Here is a 22,197-nt window from a genome sequence, read left to right as displayed (position 1 = left end):
GTCCCGCCGCCGGCGGGCGCCGTCCGGCGGCGCAGAAGACCAGGATGGAGAGGACCATGAACCGCACGAACAAGACCACCTATTACCCCGGGTCCTACGACGCCGACGACCATCGCGGCGCGTCCTGGGGCGAGACCCTGCGCGCCAACCCGATCCCGCTGGCGATGATCGGCCTCGGCGTGGGCTGGATGCTGCTGTCGGGGACCGGCTACGACCGCCGCATCGCCCACAGCAGCACGATGCGCTCGGTGCGCGAGCGCGCCTACGGCGCGGCCGGCAGCGTCCGCCAGGCGGCCGAGCACGCGTACGACCGGGCGGGCGAATCGCTGCATCACGCCGGCGACCGCGTCGGCGGCGCCATGCAGCGCGCGCGCGGCGCGGCCGGCCGTATGGGCGATCAGATGGGCGGCCACGAGAGCGCCGGGCGCGCCCGGAGCATGGCCAGCGGCTTCTGGGACATGGTCGACGACCATCCGCTGGTGGCCGGCGTCCTCGGCGTCGCCATGGGGGCGGCGCTCGGCGCCAGCATCCCCTCGACCCGTTACGAGGACCGCTGGGTCGGCGACTACGCCGACGAGGCGTACGACCGCGCCCGCAGCTACGCCGAGGATGCCATCGACCGCGGCACCCGCGCCGCCAAGGCGGCGGTGGAGACCGCCCGCGAGGACGTCAAGGAGGCGGTCGGCGACATGAAGGACGCCGCCAAGAACGTGGTGAACGACAGCAAGCAGGCGGCCAAGGAGGAAGCCAAGAAGTCCTCCTGACCGGAGCGTCCCCGGGCAATCCGGCGGCCCCGCGCGCGGCGCGGGGCCGCCGTCTTCTTTTTGGGGAACGGCCATGCCGTCCGCTGCGGCGGAACGCCGGATGATCCCGTGCGGCGGAACGCCGGACGATCCCGTGCGGCGGAACGCCGCTACCCAATCCGTACCGTTCCGGTCTAGAATGCCCGCCGGCGCCGTGGCCCCGCCATAAAACCGACGCTTTCGCTTGACTTTCCGACCGGCCTGACCACGTAATCAGGACCGATTTAGTCCTGTTTGAGCGGCGGCCCTCCCCGGCCGCCCGCGCGTGGGAGCGGCGATGATCCGTCTCAGCAAGCTGACCGACTACGCCATCGTCGTGATGAGCGAGATGGCCCGCCAGATGGGCACGGTGCACACCGTGTCCCATCTGGCCGATCGCACCGGCGTGCCGGCGCCGACCGTGGCCAAGCTGATGAAGGCGCTGGCCCAGGCCGGCCTGATGACGTCGCACCGCGGGGCGGCCGGCGGCTACGCGCTGGCGCGGCCGTCCGGCGCCATCAGCATCGCCGACATCGTCACCGCGCTGGACGGGCCGATCGCGCTGACCGCCTGCGTCGAGGGCGCCGACGACCAGTGCGGGGTGGAGAGCCTGTGCCCGATGCGCGGCAACTGGGAGAAGATCAACACCGCGATCTGCGCCGCGCTGGAGCAGGTGACCCTGGCGGACATGATGGTGCCGGTGTGGACGCCGCCGGCGGGCGAGGCGCCGCCGCGCCGCCGCGCCGCCGCGCCGCGCCACACGGGCTGACGAGCGAACACCGAATTTCACCGCCGCAAGGCAGTTTCAGGAGCACGATCCACGATGGCTGGCACGATGGACACCACCGAGCAGGTCCGCGCCCTCGCCGAGCAGAAGTACAAGTACGGCTTCACGACGGAAATCGACGCGGACATGGCCCCCAAGGGCCTGAACGAGGACATCATCCGCTTCATCTCCGCCAAGAAGGAGGAGCCGGAATGGCTGCTGCAGTGGCGCCTGCGGGCCTTCGAGGCGTGGAAGTCCATGGAGGAGCCGCATTGGCCGGCGCTCGACTACGGCCCCATCGACTACCAGGACGCCTACTACTACGCGGCGCCCAAGCAGAAGAACAAGCCGAAGTCCCTCGACGAGGTCGATCCGGAGCTGCTCAGGACCTATGAGAAGCTGGGCATCCCGCTGAAGGAGCAGGCGATCCTCGCCGGCGTCGAGGGCACCGAGGAGCAGGCTCCGGCGGTGGCGGTCGACGCCGTGTTCGACAGCGTCTCGGTGGCGACCACCTACAAGGCCAAGCTCGAGGAGATGGGCATCATCTTCTGCGCCATCTCCGAGGCGGTGCACAAGTGCCCCGAGCTGGTGCGCAAGTACCTGGGCTCGGTGGTGCCCTACACCGACAACTTCTTCGCCACCCTGAACTCCGCCGCGTTCACCGACGGCTCCTTCGTCTACGTGCCCAAGGGGGTGCGCTGCCCGATGGAGCTGTCCACCTACTTCCGCATCAACCAGAAGAACACGGGCCAGTTCGAGCGCACGCTGATCATCGCCGACGAGGGCAGCTACGTCTCCTACCTCGAGGGCTGCACCGCGCCGCAGCGCGACGAGAACCAGCTCCACGCCGCCGTGGTCGAACTGGTGGCGCTCGACAACGCCACCATCAAGTATTCCACCGTGCAGAACTGGTACCCCGGCGACGAGAACGGCAAGGGAGGCATCTACAACTTCGTCACCAAGCGGGGCGCCTGCCGCGGCGTCAACTCGAAGATCTCGTGGACCCAGGTGGAGACCGGCTCGGCCATCACCTGGAAGTACCCGAGCTGCATCCTGCAGGGCGACAACTCGGTGGGCGAGTTCTACTCGGTCGCCATCACCAACAACCGCCAGCAGGCCGACACCGGCACCAAGATGATCCACATCGGCCGGAACACCCGCTCGACCATCGTGTCGAAGGGCATCTCGGCCGGCAAGGCGCAGCAGACCTACCGCGGGCTGGTGAAGATCCTGCCCAAGGCGGAGGGTGCGCGCAACCACACCCAGTGCGACAGCCTGCTGATCGGCGACAAGTGCGGCGCCCACACCGTGCCCTACATCGAGAGCCGCAACCGTTCGGCCCGCGTCGAGCACGAGGCGACCACCGCCAAGATCAGCGACGACCAGCTCTTCTACTGCCGCCAGCGCGGGCTGGCCGAGGAGGACGCGGTGTCGCTGATCGTCAACGGCTTCTGCAAGGAGGTCCTGAAGGAGCTGCCCATGGAATTCGCCGTGGAAGCCCAGAAGCTGGTCGGCATCAGCCTGGAAGGCAGCGTGGGGTAACGGCCATGGGCGAGCCTCTCTACGACACGGACTTCTACGCCTGGACCCGCGAGCAGGCCGAACGCCTGCGCCGCGCCGCCCGGGAGCGCGTCAACGCCGACGTCGACTGGGAAAACGTGGCGGAGGAAATCGAGAGCATGGGCCGCAGCGACCGACGGGAAATCGCCAGCCGGCTGGAAGAGCTGCTGCTTCACCTCGCCAAGCTGAGATGGTCACCCGACGTCTATCCGCGCCGACAATGGAAGGTCTCCGTCGTCAAGCAGCGGATCGGGATAGCCAAGCGCATCAAGGAAAGCCCGAGCCTGAAACACCATCCGGCAGAGATCCTCGGTGAGGCTTGGTCCGATGCCCGCCTGCTGGCGGAAGCCGACCTCGACCTGCCGGATGGCAGCCTGCCGCCCGCATGCCCCTGGAGCCTCGACGACGAGGTTCTGCAAGAAACCTGGTTCCCCGAGCCCTCCTCCCTTGTCTGAAGCCCAAGGTTTTCCTGAAGGAACGTCCCGCATGATCGACATCAAGAACCTGCACGCCACCGTGGATGGCAAGGAAATCCTCAAGGGCATCGACCTGACCATCCGTCCGGGCGAGGTGCACGCCATCATGGGCCCCAACGGCTCGGGCAAGAGCACGCTCTCCTACGTGCTGGCCGGCCGCGACGGCTACGAGGTCACCGAGGGCTCGGTGGAGTTCTACGGCCAGGACCTGCTGGCGCTGGAGCCGGAGGAGCGCGCCGCCGCCGGCCTGTTCCTCGCCTTCCAGTACCCGGTGGAGATCCCCGGCGTGGCCAACATGACCTTCCTCAAGTCGGCGCTGAACGCCATGCGCAAGCACCGCGGCGAGGGCGAGCTGGACGCCATGCAGTTCCTCAAGCTGGTGCGCGAGAAGACCAAGGCGCTCAGCATGACCGACGAGATGCTGAAGCGGGCGGTCAACGTCGGCTTCTCCGGCGGCGAGAAGAAGCGCAACGAGACCCTGCAGATGGCGGTGCTGGAGCCGAAGTTCGCCATCCTCGACGAGACCGACAGCGGCCTCGACATCGACGCCCTGAAGATCGTCGCCGACGGCGTGAACGCCCTGCGCTCGCCGGAGCGCTCGATGCTGGTGATCACCCATTACCAGCGTCTGCTCAACTACATCGTGCCCGATTGCGTGCACGTGCTGGCGCACGGCCGCATCCAGCGCTCCGGCGGCAAGGAGCTGGCGCTCGAGCTGGAGCAGAAGGGCTACAAGGACTTCGGCGTGGACGAGGCGGCCTGACCCATGACGACGACCCGATCGACCCGAACCGGCGACACCGAGGCCGCCAAGCCCTTCCTGGAGCCGTTCGAGCGGCTGCAGGGCGAGCTGCCGGGCGCCGCGCTGTCCTGGGTGCGCGACCTGCGCGAGCAGGGGCGCGACCGCTTCGCGGCCCTGGGCCTGCCCACCGTGCGCCAGGAGGCGTGGAAGTACACCAACCTGCGCCCGCTGGAGAAGACGGCCTTCCGGCCCGCCACCGCGGCGGCCGCCGGCGCCCATTTCGACGTGCTGCCCACGGTGCGCGCCGGCGGCACGCCCGGCGCCCGGCTGGTCTTCCTGGACGGCCGGCTGCGCGCCGACCTGTCCTCGACCGCCGGCCTGCCCGACGGCGTCGAGCTCCTCGGCCTCGCCGACGCGCTGAGCTCCCATCCCGAGCTGGTGGGCGAGCGGCTGGGCCGGCTGGCCGCCGTCGACGAGCACGCGCTGGTGGCGCTCAACACCGCCTATCTGGCGGACGGCGCGATGCTGCGCATCCCCCGCGGCGTCGCGGTGGCCGAGCCCATCGAGCTGGTCTTCGTGTCGCTGGGCGCCGACGACCACGCCACGTCCTTCCACCCGCGCACGCTGATCGTCGCCGAGCCGCAGAGCCGGGCCACGGTGGTGGAGCACCACATCGGCCTGGGCGGCACCCCCACCTTCGCCAACCACGTGGCCGAGATCGAGGTCGGCGAAGGGGCCACCCTGCACCACTACAAGGTCCAGCGCGAGCATGCGGACTCCTTCCACACCGCCCACACGGCGGCGCGGGTGTGCCGCAGCGCCTGCTACGACAACTTCATCCTGACCGCCGGCGCCCGCCTGTCGCGCAACGAGGTGCGCACGGTGCTGGACGGCGAAGGCGGCACCTGCCGCGTCAGCGGCGCCTATCTGGTGAACGGCGAGCAGCACTGCGACACCACCACCCTGATCGACCACGCCAAGCCGCACTGCACCAGCCGCGAGGTCTACAAGGGCGCCATCGACGACCGGGCGCGCGCCGTCTTCCAGGGCAAGATCATCGTCCGCCCCGACGCCCAGAAGACCGACGGGCACCAGCTCAACCGGGCGCTCCTGCTCTCCGACACGGCGGAGATCGACGCCAAGCCGGAGCTGGAGATCTACGCCGACGACGTGAAGTGCAGCCACGGCGCCACCGCCGGCGAGCTCGACGACGAGGCGCTGTTCTACCTGCGCTCGCGCGGCATCCCGCGGGAGGAGGCGCGCGGCCTGCTGATCGCCTCGTTCCTGGCCGAGGCCATCGACGAAATCCCCGAGGAGCCGGTGCGCGAGGCCTTCCAGGCCGTCGTGACCCACTGGCTTGCGACGCGCCGCGGAGGCACGCCATGACCCACCTGTCCCGGGTCGCCGCCGAACCCGCTCCCTTCGACGTGGAGCGGGTGCGCGCCGACTTTCCCGTCCTGGCGCAGACCGTTCACGCCCGCAAGGGCAAGCCGGGCAAGCCGCTGGTCTATCTCGACAGCGGCGCCAGCGCCCAGAAGCCGCGCCTGGTGATCGACGCCATGAGCCGCTTCATGGCGGAGGACTACTCGAACATCCACCGCGGCGTGCACGTGCTCTCGCAGCGCGCCACCGACGCCTTCGAGGCGGCGCGCGCCAAGGTGGCCGCCTTCCTGGGGGCGCCCTCGGAGGAGACCGTCGTCTTCACCCGCAACGCCACCGAGGCCATCAACCTGGTGGCGGCGAGCTGGGGCCGCACCTTCCTGCAGCGCGGCGACGAGATCGTGCTCTCGATCATGGAGCACCACGCCAACATCGTGCCGTGGCAGCTCCTGCAGATGGAGAAGGGCGTCGAGATCAAGGTGGTGCCGGTCGACGACGACGGCGTGCTCGACATGGACGCCTACGCCCGCCTGCTGGGGCCGCGCACCAAGCTGGTGGCGATGACCCACTGCTCCAACGTGCTGGGCACCGTCACCCCGGCCAAGGAGATCGTCCGCCTGGCCCACGAGCGCGGGATTCCCGTGCTGCTCGACGGCAGCCAGGCCGTCGTGCACGGGCGGGTCGACGTGGCCGAGATCGACGCCGACTTCTACGTCTTCACCGCCCACAAGCTGTACGGGCCGACCGGGCTGGGCGTGCTCTACGGCAAGTACGAGCTGCTGAAGGCGATGCCGCCCTACCAGGGCGGCGGCGACATGATCCAGTCCGTCAGCTTCGCCGGCACCACCTTCAAGGAGCCGCCGGCGCGCTTCGAGGCGGGCACGCCGGCGATCGTCGAGGCGGTCGGCCTCGCCGCCGCCATCGACTACGTCGAGGCGCTGGGACGCGACGCCATCGCCGCGCACGAGTACGACCTCCTGGGCTACGCCACCCAGCAGCTCGGCCAGGTCGAGGGGCTGCGGATCGTCGGCACGGCGCCGGGCAAGGCGGCCATCGTCTCCTTCACCGTCGACGGCGTGCACCCGCACGACCTCGGCACCGTGGTCGACCAGTACGGCGTCGCCGTGCGGGTCGGCCAGCACTGCGCGGAGCCGCTGATGGACCGCTTCGGGGTCGGCTCCACCGCGCGGGCTTCCTTCGCCCTCTACAACACCCGCGCCGAGGTCGACGCCCTCGTCGACGCCGTCCGGGCGGTCAAGGAGTTCTTCGGAGCATGATGGACGAGCTGCGCGAACTCTACCAGGAAGTCATCCTGGACCACGGCAAGAACCCGCGGAACCTGCGCCACCCGCCGGACGCCAACCGCGAGGCGCGGGGCGAGAACCCGATGTGCGGCGACAAGTTCACCGTCTATCTCAAGGTGAACGACCAGGGGCTGGTCGAGGACTGCGCCTTCGAGGGGCGCGGCTGCGCCATCTCCACCGCCAGCGCCTCGATGATGACCGAGCTGGTGCGCGGCAAGACGGCGGAGCAGGCCCACGTCCTGTTCGAGACGTTCCACGACCTCTGCACCAAGGACGAGGAGCACCACCACGACCACGGGCCGGTGGACGAGGACACCATGGAGAAGCTCATGGTGCTGTCGGGCGTGCGCCAGTTCCCGGTGCGGGTCAAATGCGCCACGCTCGCGTGGCACGCCATGAACGCCGCCATCGCCGGCGAGGCGAAGGCGTCCAGCGAATGAGCCAGACGATGGAGACCGCGATGCCCGATGACGCGATCGCGAACCGGCAGCCCGACGCGGCGCCCGAGACGCCCCCCGATCCCAAGCAGCGGCTGATGGACGACATCGTCGCCGCGGTGAAGACCTGCTACGACCCGGAGATCCCGGTCGACATCTGGGAGCTCGGCCTCATCTACCGCATCGACGTCGACGACGCGGGCGTGGTCGCGGTCGACATGACCCTGACCAGCCCCATGTGCCCGGTGGCCGGCGAACTGCCGGAGCAGGTGCAGCGGGCCATCTCCTGCGTCGAGGGCGTCGAGGACTGCAAGGTGGAGCTGGTGTGGGAACCGCCCTGGCGCCCCGACATGATGTCGGACGTCGCCAAGATCCAGCTCGACATGTACTGAACGAGGACCAGCATGGCTGCAACCAATGCGATCACCCTGACCGATGCCGCGGCCGCGCGCGTCAAGCACCTGATGGCGAAGGCGCCGGGCGAGATGATCGGCCTGCGCATCGCCGTCAAGGCACGGGGCTGCTCCGGTCTCAGCTACGACATCCAGTACGCCAAGGAGAAGCTGAAGTTCGACGAGGTGGTGGAGGACAAGGGCGTCACCGTGCTGATCGCCCCCGACGCCGTGATGTTCCTGATCGGCAGCGAGATGGACTACGTCGACGACAAGTTCGAGACCGGCTTCAAGTTCCGCAACCCGAACGAAAAGGGACGGTGCGGCTGCGGCGAGAGCTTCCACGTGTGATAGCGTCGGGCGGAACGGCCGACGCATCTCCCGCCCCCACCCTCCCCACGGCTTCGCCGCGGGTCGGGGCGGGGACAAACGCGTGTCGCGGTTTCGGCTCGGAGGTATGACAGAAGGGTCCGCTCGGTCGCTGCGATCGAGCGGACCCCCTACGAGATCCGGACGCTCTTTCCCGTTCCCGACGCGACCACCGCGGCCGCGCACCGGCCGAGCGAAAGCCCTTCTTCCGCCGCCGGAAGAAGGGCTTTCGCGTTTCCCGCCCGGCCCTGCCACCCGCACGCCGTCCCGGCGCCGAGCGCCAGAATGCCGCAGGCGCCCGCGTCGACAAGGGACGCCGCCGGCGCTAACCTGATCTCGCATACTAGTATATTAAAAATTGTCCGACGCCCCGGCGCCGCATCCGGAAACGCCCGGCAGCGCGCCGCGCGTCGATCGGTGAAGGACGGCTCACATGGTGAAAGCACTCGCCGGCCTCGCGCTGGCGGCACTGGCGCCGGCTGCCCCGGCCCTCGCGGCCGAGGCGGAACACTTCGTGTATTCGACGAGCGGCGCGGCGCAGCTGACCGTCGGTCTCATGCTCGCCGCGCTGTTCCTGCTCCTCATCCTCGAAGCGTGCCACAAGACGCTCGCCGCCGCCGCGGTCGTCGCCGCCATGCTGATCGTCTCCGCCGCGACGCCGCTGAAGATCATGGACTTCGACACCGCTGCCCGGGCGGTGGACTGGAACGTGATCTTCCTGCTGGCCGGCATGATGGCGATCGTCTCGGTCCTCGTCGACACCGCGGTGTTCGACTGGCTGAACGGCCGCATGGTGCGCTGGGCCAGGGGACGCCCGCGCGCGCTGGCGAACGTCGTGGTGGCCGGCACCGGGCTCCTGTCCGCCTTCGCCGACAACGTCACCACCGTCCTGTTCATGGCCCCGGTGGTGTCCAAGGCGGCGCGCAGCCTGCGCCTGTCGGTCTGGGCCCTGGCCATGCCGATGATCATGGCCGCCAACATCGGCGGCACCGCCACCCTGATCGGCGACCCGCCCAACGTCATCGTCGGCGTGGCGGCCGACCTGCCCTTCATGGCCTTCATCGAATTCCTGACGGTGCCGGTCATCTTCATGATAGTCGCGCTGTGCTCGTTCTCCGCCTTCTGGTACCGGCGCGACCTCGACGGCACCGCCGCCGCCGACGCCGAGGGCATGGAGGAGGTCCGGCTGCGCGACCCCGCCGTGCTCGCCTGGACCCTGGCGGTGGTGGCGCTGGTCTTCGCCGGGTTCTTCAGCCACAGCCTCACCCACCTGCCGGTCGGCGTCATCGCCTTCGCCGGCGCGGCGCTGACCATGATCGGTCGGCACATCATCCTGCGCCGCCAGGTCGGCGCCAAGAAGGCCGACCACGTCTTCACCCACGCCTTCGAACGCGGCATCGAGTGGCTGACCCTCGGCTTCTTCATCTTCCTGTTCATGGCCATCAGCGCCGCCGAGCACACCGGCCTGATCGCCGGCGCGGCGGCGCGGCTGCACGAACTGGTGGAGCTGGTGTCCGCCGATTTCGGCCTCGGCCTGCAGGCCAAGCTGCTGACGGCGGCGCTGCTGATCCTGGCGTTCAGCGCCGTCGCCTCGGCGGTGGTCGACAACATCCCCTACACGATCGCCGCGGTGGCCATCGTGCGCGTCCTGGTCTCCTCCTTCGCCGACGAGTTCCACGCGGCCGGCATGGCCGCCGCCGACGTCACCCTGGCCACCAACGTGCTGTGGTGGTCGCTGGCGCTGGGCGCCTGCCTCGGCGGCAACGGCACCCTGATCGGCGCCAGCGCCAACGTGACGACGGTCGGCCTGCTGGAGAAGGACGGGCACCACATGCCGTTCGTGGCCTTCCTGAAGTTCGGCGTCCCGGTCACGGCCATGACGGTCGCCATCGCCGCGCTCTATCTCACCTGCTACGTCTACGTCGGTGCCGTCGAGACCAACGTGATCGGCGCCGCCGCCCTGGTCCTGCTCGCCACCCTGGCGCTCCTCCGGGGCATCGGGCGGCGCCAGCGCGGCCGCGACCTGGTCGAGGCGTCGACCCGCCAGCAGGTGCCGTCGTGAGGGCGGCCGGCCCTCATCCCGGCGGATAGATGGCGGTGATGCCGGACACCACGGTCTGGGTCGCCAGGGCCGCCAGCACGATGCCGAGGATGCGGCTGACGGTGTGGATGACGGTGCGCCCCAGCAGGCGCCCGACGGCATCGGCGGTGGCCAGCACGGCGGTGACGGAGGCGATGACGAGGGCGGCGGCGCCGAGCACCACCGCCTGGCCGGCGGCATCGGCGCCGTAGCGGTCCATCAGCAGCATGATGGAGGTGATCGCCCCCGGCCCGGCGATCAGCGGGATGGCCAGGGGAAAGACGGCGAGATCGTGTGCCTCCTCGTCGGTGCGCGCCTCGCCGGCGGTCCGCTCCTTGCGGTCGGTGCGCCGTTCGAACAGCATCTCGAAGGCGATCCAGAACAGCAGCGCGCCGCCGGCGATGCGGAACGCCGCCATGTCGATGCCCAAGGTCGCCAGGACCGAGCGGCCGAAATAGGCGAAGAAGACGATGATGGCCAGGCTGATGGCGGTGCCGCGCAGCGCGATCATGCGCTTGCGGCGGGCATCGAAGCCCTGGGTCAGGCCGAGGAAGATCGGCACCAGCCCCACCGGGTCGATCACCACGAAGAAGACCACGAGCGCGCTGACCAGCGTCTCCACTCCCCGACTCCCCTACCCCCTTTTCGGTGCCGCACAGGGGAGCGCCGATCGGCGCCGCCGTCAACGCAAAAGGACCGTCAACGCAAAAGGGTGGCTCCCCGTCCCCACCCTTGCCGGCGCCAGGCGCTGCCCCACGTCAAGGGCGAGGGTCCGGCCGGCGACACCGGACGGACGGAGCCGGCCACGCCTGCGTGGCCACGCGACGGACAGGCCACAGCAACGGAGACCCGGCCATGAGCATGGACGCCGAGCGCAGCCGGACCAGCCCCGTGGAATCGATCGTCGCGCGCGAGCACTGGGACGCCATCGCCCGCTCGGCGATGGCCCAGGGCGGCGTGCTGATCCTCGTCGCCCTGATCCTCGGCATGCCGGTCTACGGCGCGCTGACCCTGATCCACATCGTCACCCTGCTGGGCGCCATCTTCGCCAACGTCATGGCGCTGCGCCTGGAGGAGGAGGGCCGGATCGAGCCGGCGGTGCAGGTCGCCCGCCGGTCGCTGGGCGCCCTCGCCGTCTCGACCGCGTCGATGGCGGTGCTGACGGCGATGGGCTGAAGCCGCCGTCCGGCGGCCTGGGGACTGAAGCCGCCGTCCGGCGGCCTGGGGATTGAGGCCGCCATCGGGCGGCCCGGGGCGGAGGCCGCCATCGGGCGGGCGGGTTGAACGGCGGCGGCAGGGACACACCTATCCAGAACACCCTGCTTTCCCACCCCAGAGACGCCGTCCATGGACAAAGGCACACCCAAGGCCATCCTCCTGCAGGACTACCGGCCGCCCGCCCACCTGATCGACACCGTCGACCTGCACTTCGACCTGCGCGAGGACGTCACCACCGTCCACGCCACCCTGGCGGTGCGGCGCAACCCCGCCGCGGCCGGCGCGGACGGCGAGACGGTGGAGCGTCCGCCCTTGGTGCTCGACGGGCAGCGGCTGGAGCTGGTGTCGGTGGCGCTGAACGGCAGGCCGCTGACGGCCGACTGCTACGCCGTCGACGCCGACCGCCTGACGGTGCCGCGGGTGCCCGACGCCTTCACCCTGGAGACGGTGGTCCGCATCAAGCCGCAGGAGAACACCGCGCTGGAAGGCCTCTACAAGTCCTCCGGCAACTTCTGCACCCAGTGCGAGGCGGAGGGCTTCCGCAAGATCACCTACTTCCCCGACCGCCCCGACGTGATGGCCCGCTACACCACGCGGATCGAGGCCGACCGGGCGCGCTATCCCGTGCTGCTGTCCAACGGCAACCTCGTCGATTCCGGCGAGGCGCCGGGTGGGCGCCACTGGACGCGCTGGGAGGACCCCTACCCCAAGCCCTGCTACCTCTTCGCCCTGGTCGCCGGCGACCTGCGTTGCGTCGAGGACCGCTTCCGCACCGCGTCCGGCCGCGACGTCGCCCTGCGCATCTACGTCGAGCCGGGCAACGAGGACAAGGTCGACCACGCCATGGCCTCACTGAAGAAGGCCATGGCGTGGGACGAGGAGGTGTTCGGGCTGGAGTACGACCTCGACGTCTTCAACATCGTCGCCGTCGGCGACTTCAACATGGGGGCGATGGAGAACAAGTCGCTGAACGTCTTCAACACGAAGTACGTGCTGGCGAAGCCGGAGACCGCCACGGACCAGGACTTCCTCAACATCGAGGCGGTCGTGGCGCACGAGTACTTCCACAACTGGACGGGCAACCGGGTCACCTGCCGCGACTGGTTCCAGCTGTCGCTCAAGGAAGGGCTGACGGTGTTCCGCGACCAGGAGTTCAGCGCCGACATGAACTCGCGGCCGGTCAAGCGCATCGCCGAGGTGCAGCGCCTGCGCACCGTGCAGTTCCCCGAGGATTCCAGCGCCATGGCGCACCCCGTGCGGCCGGCCTCCTACGTCGAGATCAACAATTTCTACACGCCGACCGTGTACGACAAGGGCGCCGAGGTCATCCGCATGATGCACACCCTCCTGGGCAAGGAGGGGTTCCGCAAGGGCATGGACCTGTACTTCCAGCGCCATGACGGGCAGGCGGTGACCTGCGACGACTTCGCCGCCGCCATGGCCGACGCCAGCGGGGTCGACCTGTCCCAGTTCAAGCTGTGGTACAGCCAGTCCGGAACGCCGTCGCTCGACGTCGCCGGCCGCTACGACGCGGCGGCGCGCACCTACCGTCTGACCGTCCGCCAGTCGGTGCCGCCGACGCCCGGCCAGCCGACCAAGCGGCCCATGCACATCCCGCTCGCCATGGGCCTGCTCGGCCCCGACGGGCAGGACCTGCCGCTGCGCCTCGCCGGCGAGGCGGCGCCGGTCGGCACCAGCCGCGTGCTCGAACTGAAGGGCGCGGAGGAAGTGTTCGAGTTCCAGGACGTGCCGGCCCGCCCGGTGCCCTCCCTGCTGCGCGGCTTCTCGGCACCGGTGCGGCTGAACTCCGACCTTGCGGACGAGGACCTCGCCTTCCTCATGGCCCACGACAGCGACGCCTTCAACCGCTGGGAAGCGGGGCAGACCCTGGGCACGCGGGTCCTGCTGGGCATGATCGCCGACCGCGCCGCCGGACGCCCGGCCGAGTTGCCCGAGACCTACGTCGCCGCCTTCGGCGCGCTGCTGGAGGACGCCGCCGGCGATCCCGCCTTCGCCGCCCAGGCGCTGGTCCTGCCGGGAGAGGCCTATCTCGCCACCCAGATGGACGTGGTCGACCCCGTCGCCATCCACGAGGTGCGCGAGCACGCCCGGCGCACCCTGGCGGCGGCGCTGCGCCCACGCTGGCTGGCGACCTACCGCGCCAACGCCGGCAACCAGCCCTTCTCCGTCGACGCCGCCGCCATCGGCCGCCGCGCGCTGAAGAACCTCGGCCTGGCCTATCTCATGGCCCGGCCGGACGAGGAGGCGCTCGGCCTCTGCCTCGGCCAGTTCCACGGCGCCCACGCCATGACCGACGTGATCGCCGCCCTGCAGCAGCTGGCCGACACCGACGCCGCCGAGCGCGACGACGCGGTCGCCGGCTTCTACGAGCGCTGGAAGGGGGAACCGCTGGTCGTCGACAAGTGGTTCATGGTCCAGGCCACCTCCAAGCGGGCCGGGGCGCTGGCCGACGTCACCCGCCTGCTCTCCCACCCCGCGTTCGAGATCCGCAACCCCAACAAGGTGTACGCGCTGATCGGCGCGTTCGCCGGCGGCAACCCCGTGCGCTTCCACGACGCGTCGGGAGCGGGCTACGCCTTCCTCGCCGACCAGGTGCTGCGCCTCGACCCGCTCAATCCCCAGGTCGCGGCACGGTTGATGGGACCGTTCTCCCGCCTGCGACGCTTTGACGCGGACCGCCAGGAGCTGATGCGCGGGCAGCTGCGGCGTATCGTCGCACAACCGGACCTGTCGCCCGACGTCTACGAGGTCGCCAGCAAGAGCCTCGACGAACCGGCAGCCTGAACGCGAATCGGGCCGGAGGATCTCTCCTCCGGCCCGTCGTCCCGCTCACGCCGTCGCACGAAGCGACGCGTGCGTCACTTGCTCTGCGCCTCGAGGTAGGCGATCAGGTTGTCGGCGGCCACGTCCGGATCGGCCTTCCACTTCGGCGACTTCTCCAGGCCGGCATAGGCCATGGTGCCGCCCGGGACGATCTGCTTGGGCGCCTTGAGGTAGGCCTTCAGGTTCTCCGGCGTCCAGGTGAAGCCGGCGGCGGCCTTCTCCTGCATCGGCTTGGAATAGCGGAAGCCTTCGATGGAGCCGGCGGCGCGGCCGACGACGCCGTGCAGGCTCGGGCCCACCTTGTTCTTGCCGGCTTCCACGGTGTGACAGGCCATGCAGTCCTTGAACACGTCCTTGCCGGCTTCGGCGTCGGCAGCCATGGCCCCGGTCGAGGCGAGGCCGAGGACGAGCGCCGCACCGGTCAGCAACTTCTTGTTCATTGGTCGATTCCCCTTGCGTTTGATGCCGGCCATTGCCGACACGGGTGATCCTGAAGGTGCTTTTGTTTCGGCCGGCCGGTGATGGTCTTTCAACCGGCTGGTGGCCGTCGGGTTCGTCGGCAGAATACACATATTCGACGAAAGGCCAACACCCACGACTCTCCCGGGAACGGCGGGCGGTGCCCCTCCCGCTCTCATTTCTTCAACCGAAGATCCACATGGCCAGCACCAGCACCAGGCCGACGACGACGGCCGCCCAGGGCACGTAGAAGCCGCCCGCCGCGCGCCCGACGGGAATCGGCAACGGCAGCTCGGGCGGCGGCGCGACGGCGGCCGCGGCGACGGACGGCGCGGCGGCGGACGGCGCGGCGGCGGGCGGTACCGGCTCCGCGGCGGGAACGGCGGGACCGACCACCTCGGCGAAGCGGGCGAAGAAGTCGTCGGCCATCTTGCGGGCGGCCGCCTGCACGAGTCGGGAGCCGACCTGGGCGAGCTTGCCGCCGACCTTGGCGTCGGCGGTGTAGGACAGGACGGTCGCGCCCCCCTCCTCCACCAGCCGCACGGTGGCGCCGCCCTTGGCGAACCCGGCGGCGCCGCCGGAGCCCTCGCCGGTGATGGTGCAGCTCTGCGGCGGGTCGAGGTCGCCCAGCGTGACCTTGCCGCCGAAGCGGGCGCTGACGGGGCCCACCTTCGCCTGCACCTTGGCCGTGAACTCGGTGTCGGAGACCTTCTCCACCGTCTCGCAGCCGGGAATGCACTGGCGCAGCACCTCGGGATCGTTCAGCGCCTCCCAGACGCGGGTGCGCGGTGCTCCGATGCGGTATTGGCCGGTCATCTCCATGGCGTCGTCTCTCCCTTGGGCTTGCCAGACCGCGACCGTAGCGTGGCGCCCGGCGCCGGAAAATAGTCCGAAGGTCCGTGCAAGGCGGACGGCGCCGGGCGCGGCCGTGCGATCCGCTACGCCGCGCCGGCGCTCGGCCCCGGACGGCGCGCGCCGCCGAGGAACAGGGCGACCGCGTGGCGCACGTGGCGGTCCACCTCGGCCATGGGGAGCGGGTGCCGCGGCAGGATCAGGCGCCGCAGGGTGAGATCGCCGATGACCATGCCGATGAAGACGCGGGCCGCCACCGGCGGGTCCTCGATCCGCAGGGCGCCCGCCGCTCCGGCCCGCTCCAGGTAGTCGGCCAGCCGGCGGACGGCCGGCTCGGGGCCGACCCGGAAGAAGGATTCGGCGATGTCGGGAATGCGGCCGCCCTCGGCCACGAGGATGCGGACGATCGCCGTCGTCTCGTCGTCGAGCAGCGCCTGGACGAAGTACAGGGCGAACTTGGTCAGCGCCTCCTCCGGGGGCGCGCGCTCGTCGGCCTGGGCCGCCGCCATCCCCTCCAGGATGCGGGCGCTGTTCTCCACCATCATCGCCCGGAACAGGCCCTCCTTGTCGCCGAACTGCTCGTAGAGGGTGGCACGCGACCCGCCGGCCCGCTCGATGATGTCGCTGAGCGTCGTCTTCTCGAATCCCTTCTCGATGAACAGCCGCCCGGCGGCCTCGAGCAGGGCCTGGCGGCGTGCCCGTCCGCGCGGACCGACCGCCGGCGGCTCCGTCTGGTTGTCCCGGTTCATCCCGCTTCCTCCGCATGCCCGCGCGGCCTCGCCTCGTCCACCGCTGCGTCGGCGGCGCGCCGCCCACGGACATCTGCCCGATTCGCCGCTACCGCGACAACAGGATCGGCACGTCGGCGGCGCCGAGCACCGTGCGGGTGGCGCCGCCGAACACCCGTTCGCGCAGGCGCGACCGGCCGTACGCGCCCATCACCAGCAGGTCGGCGCCGAGCGTCCGGGTGCGATCCAGGAGCACGCGCCCGGCGTCGCGCCCGGCGCACTGCTCGAGGACGACGGGAACGCCATGGCGCACCAGGTGGCGGGACAGGTCGGCGCCGGGGTCCGCCCCCAGCGTGCCGCACAGGCGCGCCTCGGGAACGACGACGAGATGCACCGCCTCGGCCGCGGCGAGGAAGGGCATCGCCCCGGCGACGGCGCTCGTCGCTTCGCGGCTGCCGTTCCAGCCGACGACGACCCGCCGGGCGATGCGGTCGGTCGGCCAGTCGAGCGGCAGGAGCAGGGTCGGCCGCCCCGATTCGAAGATGACGCCCTCGGACAGGCCGAGCGTCCGCGGCGGCCCCGCCGGGCGGTCGGGCGGCCCGACGATCGCCAGCCCGGCGTGCCGGGCGTGGAGCATGAGCGGCTCGCCCGCCTCGTCCTCGGCGAACCGCCACTCGCCGCTGACCCCGGCGCGGCCGCACAGCTCCTCGAACGACGCCCGGGTGCGCGCGGCGGAGGCGACGACGTCGCCGCGGTGGCGGCGCAGCATCGCCGCCAGCCCGCCGCCCCGGGCGAAGGCCTTGCACGGGGTGAGCTCGATGCGGTCGGCGACGAACGTCGCGATGACGTGCGCCCCCCACCGCGCGGCGAGCGCCACGGCAAAGGCGAGGCGCCCGGTCCGCCCGCTCTCCTCCTCGACGAAAACCACGATGTCCTTCGGCGTCACGGCGGCCTCCCGGGGGATCGGCACGGCCTCTGCGGCCCCGCCCGCCGCGCAACCCCCTTGCATGCCCCGGCGGGATGAATGTATTGTCCGGTACAGTGTACTGAAAGAGACAGTACATTTCAACGGAGCATCCAGGCCGCCGGCACCCGCGGTGCAGCGGGTCGCGCGGCCGGCGGGCGTCCGCCGGCGCGGCGCGCCGCGACGCCGCCCCACGGCGCCTTACGGGGAACCAGATGTCCAAAGCGAACGCGTTTCTGTCGGTGGCCGTGGCGGCCTTCCTGCCGGTGGCGCTGGCGGGCTGCGACGAACCGACCCAGGCCGCCGGCCGACCGGCGGCCGGACCGCCCGAGGTCGCGGTGATGACGGTCGAGCCGGCCCCCCTGGCCATCACGACCGAGCTGCCGGGGCGGACCGCCGCCTACCGCGTGGCCGAGATCCGGCCGCAGGTCGGCGGCATCGTCCTGAAGCGTCTCTTCCGCGAGGGCAGCGACGTCCGGGCGGGCGACCAGCTCTACCAGATCGATCCGGCCACCTACGAGGCCAGCCTGGCCAGCGCCGAGGCCGACGTCCGCAAGGCCGAGGCCAACCTCCAGGCGGCCCGCAACAAGGCGGCGCGCTACACCGACCTGGTCCGGCGCAGCGTCGTCAGCAAGCAGGACTACGACGACGCCGAGGCGTCCCTGAAGCAGAGCGAGGCGCAGCTCGCCGCCGCGAAGGCCGCCCGCAACCTCGCCCGCATCAACCTCGACTACACCCGGGTCGTCGCCCCCATCTCCGGCCGGATCGGCAAGTCCGCGGTGACCGAGGGAGCGCTGGTCACCGCCAACCAGGCGACCGCGCTGGCGACCATCCAGCAGCTCGACCCGATCTACGTCGACGTGACGCAGACGGCGTCCCAGCTCATGCGGCTGCGCCAGGACATGGCGAGCGGGCGCATCCGTCCCGCCGAGCCCGACCGCATCCCCGTCACCCTGTTCGCCGGTGCGACCGACACCCCCTACGCCCGGCGCGGCGAGCTCCAGTTCTCCGACGTCACCGTGGATCCGGGAACCAGCTCGGTCCAGTTGCGGGCGGTCTTCCCCAACCCGGACCAGGACCTGCTGCCCGGCCTCTTCGTGCGCGCCCGGATCGAGCAGGGCGTCGCCGACGGCGCGATCACCGTGCCCCAGGCGGCCGTCGCCCGCGGCGCCGACGGTGGCGCCTACGTCTGGGTGGTCGGCGCCGACGACACGGTGGCGCAGCGGCCGATCGTCGCCGACCGGGCGGTCGGCAACGCGTGGCTGGTGACCGACGGGCTGCGGGCCGGCGACCGGGTGGTGGTGGAAGGGCTGCAGAAGGTCCGGCCCGGCGCCGCGGTGAAGGCGCTGCCGGCCGCGGACACGGTGGCCGCGCTGCCGGCCGCGACGGCACGCTGAGGCGGGGTGCGGCCATGTCCGGTTTCTTCATCGACCGCCCCGTCTTCGCCTGGGTGATCGCCATCGTCATCATGCTGGCCGGCGGCCTGGCGATCCTCGGCCTGCCGGTCGAGCAGTACCCGAAGATCGCGCCGCCCCAGGTGTCGATCACCGCCAGCTACCCCGGCGCCTCGGCGAAGACGCTGGAGGATTCGGTCACCCAGGTCATCGAACAGAAGATGACCGGGCTCGACCACTTCCGCTACATGTCCTCGTCCAGCGACTCCGCCGGCAACGTCACCATCACCCTGACCTTCGAACCCGAGGCCGACCCCGACATCGCCCAGGTCCAGGTGCAGAACAAGCTGCAGCTGGCGACGCCGCTGCTGCCCCAGGAGGTGCAGCAGCAGGGCCTCCAGGTGTCCAAAGCCGCCAACGACTTCCTGATGGTGGTCGGGTTCTATTCGTCGGACGGGCGCCTCGGCCAGGGCGACATCGCCGACTACGTCGCCTCGAACCTGCAGGACACGCTCAGCCGCGTCGGCGGCGTCGGCGACGTCACCGTGTTCGGCCCGCAGCACGCCATGCGGATCTGGCTCGACCCCGACACGCTGAACAGCCACGGGCTCACCACCGTCGACATCGTCTCCGCCATCGAGACCGAGAACGCCCAGATCGCCGCCGGCCAGCTCGGCGGCGCCCCCGCCGTTCCCGGCCAGCGGCTCAACGCCACGATCGTCGCGCAGACGCGGATGGAGACGCCGGAGGAGTTCGGCGCCATCCTGCTGCGGGTCAACGCCGACGGGTCCCAGGTGCGCCTGCGCGACGTCGCGCGCATCGAGGTCGGCTCCGAGAGCTACGAGATCACCGCCCGCTACAACGGCAAGCCGGCCGCCGGCCTGGGCATCAAGCTGGCGACCGGGGCCAACGCCCTCGACACGGCGGCCGCGGTGAAGGCCCGCGTCGCCGAGCTGTCCGCCTTCTTCCCGGCCGGGCTGGAGGTGATCTACCCCTACGACTCCACGCCCTTCGTCGAGCTGTCGATCCACGAGGTGGTCAAGACGCTGTTCGAGGCGATCGTCCTGGTCTTCGTGGTGATGTACGTCTTCCTGCAGAACCTGCGGGCGACGCTCATCCCCACCATCGCCGTGCCGGTCGTCCTCCTCGGCGCGTTCGGCGTCCTCGCGGCGTTCGGCTTCTCGATCAACACGCTCACCATGTTCGGCATGGTGCTGGCGATCGGCCTGCTGGTGGACGACGCCATCGTCGTGGTGGAGAACGTCGAACGGGTGATGGCCGAGGAGGGGCTGCCGCCGCGCGAGGCGACCCGCCGCTCGATGGGGCAGATCACCGGCGCGCTGGTCGGCATCGCCCTGGTGCTGTCGGCCGTGTTCGTGCCCATGGCCTTCTTCGGCGGATCGGCGGGGGCCATCTACCGGCAGTTCTCGCTGACCATCGTCTCCGCCATGGCGCTGTCGGTGGTGGTGGCGCTGGTGCTGACCCCGGCGCTGTGCGCGACCATGCTGAAGCCGGCCGCCGCGGGGCACGGGCACGGGGCGGGCGGTCCCTTCCGCCTGTTCAACCGCGGCTTCGACGCCGGCAGCCGGGCCTACGTGCGCGGCGTGCGCGGTGCGGTGTCGCGGCTCGGCCGCTACGGCGTCGCCTATCTGCTGATCCTCGCCGGCCTCGCCTATCTGTTCCTGCGGATGCCCTCGTCCTTCCTGCCCGAGGAGGACCGCGGCCAGCTCTTCCTCCTGTGGTCCGCCCCGCCGAACGCCACCATCGAGCGCACCCTGGAGACCGCCCGGGCGGTGGAGGCCCAGCTGCTCGACGGCGAGCGCGACAGCGTCGAGGGGTTGTTCACCATCGCCGGCTTCAACTTCGCCGGGCGCGGCCAGAACGCCGGCATGGCGTTCGTCCGGCTCAGGGACTGGGACGCGCGGACGACGCCGGACCGCAAGCCCCAGGCGATCGCCGCACGGACCATGGCGGCCCTTTCCCAGGTCAAGGACGCGGTGGTCTATGCGTTCCTGCCGCCGTCGGTTCCCGGCCTCGGCAACGCCACCGGCTTCGACCTGCAGCTGGTCGACCGCGGCGGCCTCGGCCACGAGCGGCTGATGCAGGCGCGCAACCAGCTCCTCGGCATGGCGGCGCAGAACCCCAAGCTGGTCGGCGTCCGCCCCAACGGGCTGGAGGACACGCCCCAGTACACGCTGAGCGTCGACCGCGAGAAGGCGAGCGCGCTCGGCCTGTCGCTCGGCGCCATCAACGCCACCCTGTCGGCGGCGTGGGGGTCGACCTACGTCAACGACTTCATCGACAACGGGCGGGTCAAGAAGGTCTTTCTCCAGGCCGACGCGCCGTTCCGCATGCAGCCGGGCGACCTCGACCGCTGGTACGTGCGCAACGGCGACGGCCGGATGGTCCCCTTCTCCGCCTTCTCCATGGCCCGCTGGACCTACGGCTCGCCGAAGCTGGAGCGCTACAACGGCATCTCCTCGGTCAACGTCCAGGGCGCCGCCGCGCCGGGGGTGAGCTCCGGCGAGGCGATGGCCGAGATGGAGGCGATGGCCGCCACGCTGCCGCCGGGCATCGGCTACGAGTGGACGGGCCTCTCCTACGAGGAGCGGCTGAGCGGCTCCCAGGCGCCGGTGCTCTACGCCATCTCCATGCTCGTCGTCTTCCTCTGCCTGGCAGCCCTGTACGAGAGCTGGTCGGTGCCGGCGGCGGTGATCCTCGTGGTGCCGCTGGGCGTCGTCGGCGCGGTGCTGGCGGCGCAGTTGCGCGGTCTGCCCAGCGACATCTACTTCCAGGTCGGGCTGCTGACCACCATCGGCCTGTCGGCCAAGAACGCCATCCTCATCGTCGAGTTCGCCAAGGCCCTCTACGACCAGGGCATGGAGCTGAAGGAGGCCGCCGTCGAGGCGTGCCGTCAGCGCCTGCGTCCGATCATCATGACCTCGCTGGCCTTCGTGCTCGGCGTCCTGCCGCTGGCCACCAGCAGCGGCGCCGGCTCGGAGAGCCAGAACGCCATCGGCGTCGGCGTGATGGGCGGCATGATCTCGGCGACGGTGCTGGCCGTGCTCTTCGTCCCGGTCTTCTTCGTCGCGGTCCACCGGCTGTTCGTCCGTCGTCCCGCCCCGTCCGCGGAACCGAGCCCCGCCGCCAGCCCCTGACCGCCGGCACCGGACCGGCCGGAAGCCTCCCCACCCGTTCGCCGATGGGCGGCCGCCCCTGCCGGGGCGGCCCGTCCGCAAGGCTTGGCACGATCGTTGCCAGATGGAGTACCGACGTTGCGCCGACGCCGGGGATTCGTTCGTTCACGACCGCCACACCGCGCCACGGCACCGGTCACGCCGCTCACCGGATGGGCAGGTGCCTGATTGTTGGTCAGGCAAGCCGCCGCCGGACGCGGCGGCCCCGCCCGATCCGGGAGCGGATTGACCGTGCGTGATTGCCTGTGTTACG

At 70.8% G+C, this 22,197-nt stretch carries 20 protein-coding genes; 15 read left to right on the top strand and 5 right to left on the bottom strand.

Annotation, left to right across the window (positions count from 1 at the left end; translation table 11 throughout):
- Window positions 1–56: 56 nt before the first annotated feature.
- From ACSBPG_RS22290 to ACSBPG_RS22240, 11 genes are all read left to right on the top strand, one after another.
- Complete coding sequence (locus tag ACSBPG_RS22290) at window positions 57–764, top strand: hypothetical protein (protein WP_435539419.1); 708 nt, start codon at window positions 57–59, stop codon at window positions 762–764.
- A gap of 316 nt (window positions 765–1,080) precedes the next feature.
- Complete coding sequence (locus ACSBPG_RS22285) at window positions 1,081–1,551, top strand: SUF system Fe-S cluster assembly regulator (RefSeq protein ID WP_435539418.1); 471 nt, start codon at window positions 1,081–1,083, stop codon at window positions 1,549–1,551.
- A 54-nt stretch (window positions 1,552–1,605) separates the two neighbouring features.
- Complete coding sequence (sufB, locus tag ACSBPG_RS22280) at window positions 1,606–3,090, top strand: Fe-S cluster assembly protein SufB (RefSeq protein ID WP_435539417.1); 1,485 nt, start codon at window positions 1,606–1,608, stop codon at window positions 3,088–3,090.
- A 5-nt stretch (window positions 3,091–3,095) separates the two neighbouring features.
- Window positions 3,096–3,563 (top strand): DUF29 domain-containing protein, encoded by a 468-nt coding sequence (locus ACSBPG_RS22275; protein ID WP_435539416.1) that lies wholly within the window; start codon window positions 3,096–3,098, stop codon window positions 3,561–3,563.
- Window positions 3,564–3,594: 31 nt separating this feature from the next.
- Window positions 3,595–4,347 (top strand): Fe-S cluster assembly ATPase SufC, encoded by a 753-nt coding sequence (gene sufC / locus ACSBPG_RS22270; RefSeq protein WP_435539415.1) that lies wholly within the window; start codon window positions 3,595–3,597, stop codon window positions 4,345–4,347.
- A 3-nt stretch (window positions 4,348–4,350) separates the two neighbouring features.
- Complete coding sequence (sufD, locus tag ACSBPG_RS22265; RefSeq protein ID WP_435539414.1) at window positions 4,351–5,712, top strand: Fe-S cluster assembly protein SufD; 1,362 nt, start codon at window positions 4,351–4,353, stop codon at window positions 5,710–5,712.
- Entirely contained in the window at window positions 5,709–6,983 is a 1,275-nt protein-coding gene (locus ACSBPG_RS22260; RefSeq protein WP_435539413.1) for an aminotransferase class V-fold PLP-dependent enzyme, read from the top strand. Before sufD ends, ACSBPG_RS22260 begins: the two co-directional genes overlap by 4 nt.
- Window positions 6,980–7,450 carry a Fe-S cluster assembly sulfur transfer protein SufU gene (sufU, locus tag ACSBPG_RS22255; RefSeq protein ID WP_435539412.1) on the top strand — a complete coding sequence of 157 codons (471 nt, stop codon included), beginning with the start codon at window positions 6,980–6,982 and terminating at the stop codon, window positions 7,448–7,450. Before ACSBPG_RS22260 ends, sufU begins: the two co-directional genes overlap by 4 nt.
- A gap of 20 nt (window positions 7,451–7,470) precedes the next feature.
- Complete coding sequence (locus tag ACSBPG_RS22250; protein ID WP_435539411.1) at window positions 7,471–7,839, top strand: SUF system Fe-S cluster assembly protein; 369 nt, start codon at window positions 7,471–7,473, stop codon at window positions 7,837–7,839.
- A gap of 12 nt (window positions 7,840–7,851) precedes the next feature.
- Window positions 7,852–8,190 carry a HesB/IscA family protein gene (locus ACSBPG_RS22245; RefSeq protein WP_435539410.1) on the top strand — a complete coding sequence of 113 codons (339 nt, stop codon included), beginning with the start codon at window positions 7,852–7,854 and terminating at the stop codon, window positions 8,188–8,190.
- A gap of 451 nt (window positions 8,191–8,641) precedes the next feature.
- A complete protein-coding gene (locus ACSBPG_RS22240; protein ID WP_435539409.1) occupies window positions 8,642–10,270 on the top strand; it encodes an SLC13 family permease in 1,629 nt (542 codons plus the stop codon).
- 13 nt (window positions 10,271–10,283) lie between these two features.
- Here the strand turns inward: ACSBPG_RS22240 and ACSBPG_RS22235 are convergent, their stop codons facing one another.
- Window positions 10,284–10,910, bottom strand: a complete 627-nt coding sequence (locus ACSBPG_RS22235; RefSeq protein WP_435539408.1) for a MarC family protein — start codon at window positions 10,908–10,910, stop codon at window positions 10,284–10,286.
- A 233-nt stretch (window positions 10,911–11,143) separates the two neighbouring features.
- Here ACSBPG_RS22235 and ACSBPG_RS22230 point away from each other — a divergent pair, with 233 nt between their 5' ends.
- Both ACSBPG_RS22230 and pepN read left to right on the top strand, forming a co-directional pair.
- The gene (locus tag ACSBPG_RS22230) at window positions 11,144–11,464 is read left to right on the top strand and encodes a hypothetical protein (protein WP_435539407.1); all 321 of its coding nucleotides are present in this window, start codon (window positions 11,144–11,146) and stop codon (window positions 11,462–11,464) included.
- 171 nt (window positions 11,465–11,635) lie between these two features.
- The gene (gene pepN / locus ACSBPG_RS22225; protein WP_435539406.1) at window positions 11,636–14,311 is read left to right on the top strand and encodes an aminopeptidase N; all 2,676 of its coding nucleotides are present in this window, start codon (window positions 11,636–11,638) and stop codon (window positions 14,309–14,311) included.
- A 74-nt stretch (window positions 14,312–14,385) separates the two neighbouring features.
- Here pepN and ACSBPG_RS22220 read toward each other — a convergent pair whose 3' ends face one another.
- From ACSBPG_RS22220 to ACSBPG_RS22205, 4 genes are all read right to left on the bottom strand, one after another.
- Window positions 14,386–14,790 carry a c-type cytochrome gene (locus ACSBPG_RS22220; RefSeq protein ID WP_435539405.1) on the bottom strand — a complete coding sequence of 135 codons (405 nt, stop codon included), beginning with the start codon at window positions 14,788–14,790 and terminating at the stop codon, window positions 14,386–14,388.
- Between the two features lie 202 nt (window positions 14,791–14,992).
- The gene (locus ACSBPG_RS22215) at window positions 14,993–15,631 is read right to left on the bottom strand and encodes an SRPBCC family protein (RefSeq protein ID WP_435539404.1); all 639 of its coding nucleotides are present in this window, start codon (window positions 15,629–15,631) and stop codon (window positions 14,993–14,995) included.
- A 116-nt stretch (window positions 15,632–15,747) separates the two neighbouring features.
- The gene (locus ACSBPG_RS22210; RefSeq protein ID WP_435539403.1) at window positions 15,748–16,410 is read right to left on the bottom strand and encodes a TetR/AcrR family transcriptional regulator; all 663 of its coding nucleotides are present in this window, start codon (window positions 16,408–16,410) and stop codon (window positions 15,748–15,750) included.
- An 88-nt stretch (window positions 16,411–16,498) separates the two neighbouring features.
- Window positions 16,499–17,335 (bottom strand): universal stress protein, encoded by an 837-nt coding sequence (locus tag ACSBPG_RS22205; RefSeq protein WP_435539402.1) that lies wholly within the window; start codon window positions 17,333–17,335, stop codon window positions 16,499–16,501.
- A 233-nt stretch (window positions 17,336–17,568) separates the two neighbouring features.
- Between ACSBPG_RS22205 and ACSBPG_RS22200 the strand changes: the two genes are divergently transcribed.
- Entirely contained in the window at window positions 17,569–18,750 is a 1,182-nt protein-coding gene (locus ACSBPG_RS22200) for an efflux RND transporter periplasmic adaptor subunit (RefSeq protein WP_435539401.1), read from the top strand.
- 14 nt (window positions 18,751–18,764) lie between these two features.
- Window positions 18,765–21,905 carry an efflux RND transporter permease subunit gene (locus ACSBPG_RS22195; protein ID WP_435539400.1) on the top strand — a complete coding sequence of 1,047 codons (3,141 nt, stop codon included), beginning with the start codon at window positions 18,765–18,767 and terminating at the stop codon, window positions 21,903–21,905.
- Window positions 21,906–22,197 lie beyond the last annotated feature (292 nt).

The sequence above is a fragment of the Azospirillum sp. ST 5-10 genome (assembly GCF_051225715.1).
GTDB lineage: Bacteria > Pseudomonadota > Alphaproteobacteria > Azospirillales > Azospirillaceae > Azospirillum.
This window is presented reverse-complemented; position numbering and strand designations above follow the sequence as displayed.

Excerpts from the sequence above, each read along its gene's own strand:
- ACSBPG_RS22290 (WP_435539419.1), top strand. The coding sequence starts at position 57 with ATGAACCGCACGAACAAGACCACCTATTACCCCGGGTCCTACGACGCC.
- ACSBPG_RS22285 (WP_435539418.1), top strand. The coding sequence starts at position 1,081 with ATGATCCGTCTCAGCAAGCTGACCGACTACGCCATCGTCGTGATGAGC.
- sufB (WP_435539417.1), top strand. The coding sequence starts at position 1,606 with ATGGCTGGCACGATGGACACCACCGAGCAGGTCCGCGCCCTCGCCGAG.
- ACSBPG_RS22275 (WP_435539416.1), top strand. The coding sequence starts at position 3,096 with ATGGGCGAGCCTCTCTACGACACGGACTTCTACGCCTGGACCCGCGAG.
- sufC (WP_435539415.1), top strand. The coding sequence starts at position 3,595 with ATGATCGACATCAAGAACCTGCACGCCACCGTGGATGGCAAGGAAATC.
- sufD (WP_435539414.1), top strand. The coding sequence starts at position 4,351 with ATGACGACGACCCGATCGACCCGAACCGGCGACACCGAGGCCGCCAAG.
- ACSBPG_RS22260 (WP_435539413.1), top strand. The coding sequence starts at position 5,709 with ATGACCCACCTGTCCCGGGTCGCCGCCGAACCCGCTCCCTTCGACGTG.
- sufU (WP_435539412.1), top strand. The coding sequence starts at position 6,980 with ATGATGGACGAGCTGCGCGAACTCTACCAGGAAGTCATCCTGGACCAC.
- ACSBPG_RS22250 (WP_435539411.1), top strand. The coding sequence starts at position 7,471 with ATGCCCGATGACGCGATCGCGAACCGGCAGCCCGACGCGGCGCCCGAG.
- ACSBPG_RS22245 (WP_435539410.1), top strand. The coding sequence starts at position 7,852 with ATGGCTGCAACCAATGCGATCACCCTGACCGATGCCGCGGCCGCGCGC.
- ACSBPG_RS22240 (WP_435539409.1), top strand. The coding sequence starts at position 8,642 with ATGGTGAAAGCACTCGCCGGCCTCGCGCTGGCGGCACTGGCGCCGGCT.
- ACSBPG_RS22230 (WP_435539407.1), top strand. The coding sequence starts at position 11,144 with ATGAGCATGGACGCCGAGCGCAGCCGGACCAGCCCCGTGGAATCGATC.
- pepN (WP_435539406.1), top strand. The coding sequence starts at position 11,636 with ATGGACAAAGGCACACCCAAGGCCATCCTCCTGCAGGACTACCGGCCG.
- ACSBPG_RS22220 (WP_435539405.1), bottom strand. The coding sequence starts at position 14,790 with ATGAACAAGAAGTTGCTGACCGGTGCGGCGCTCGTCCTCGGCCTCGCC.
- ACSBPG_RS22215 (WP_435539404.1), bottom strand. The coding sequence starts at position 15,631 with ATGGAGATGACCGGCCAATACCGCATCGGAGCACCGCGCACCCGCGTC.
- ACSBPG_RS22210 (WP_435539403.1), bottom strand. The coding sequence starts at position 16,410 with ATGAACCGGGACAACCAGACGGAGCCGCCGGCGGTCGGTCCGCGCGGA.
- ACSBPG_RS22200 (WP_435539401.1), top strand. The coding sequence starts at position 17,569 with ATGTCCAAAGCGAACGCGTTTCTGTCGGTGGCCGTGGCGGCCTTCCTG.
- ACSBPG_RS22195 (WP_435539400.1), top strand. The coding sequence starts at position 18,765 with ATGTCCGGTTTCTTCATCGACCGCCCCGTCTTCGCCTGGGTGATCGCC.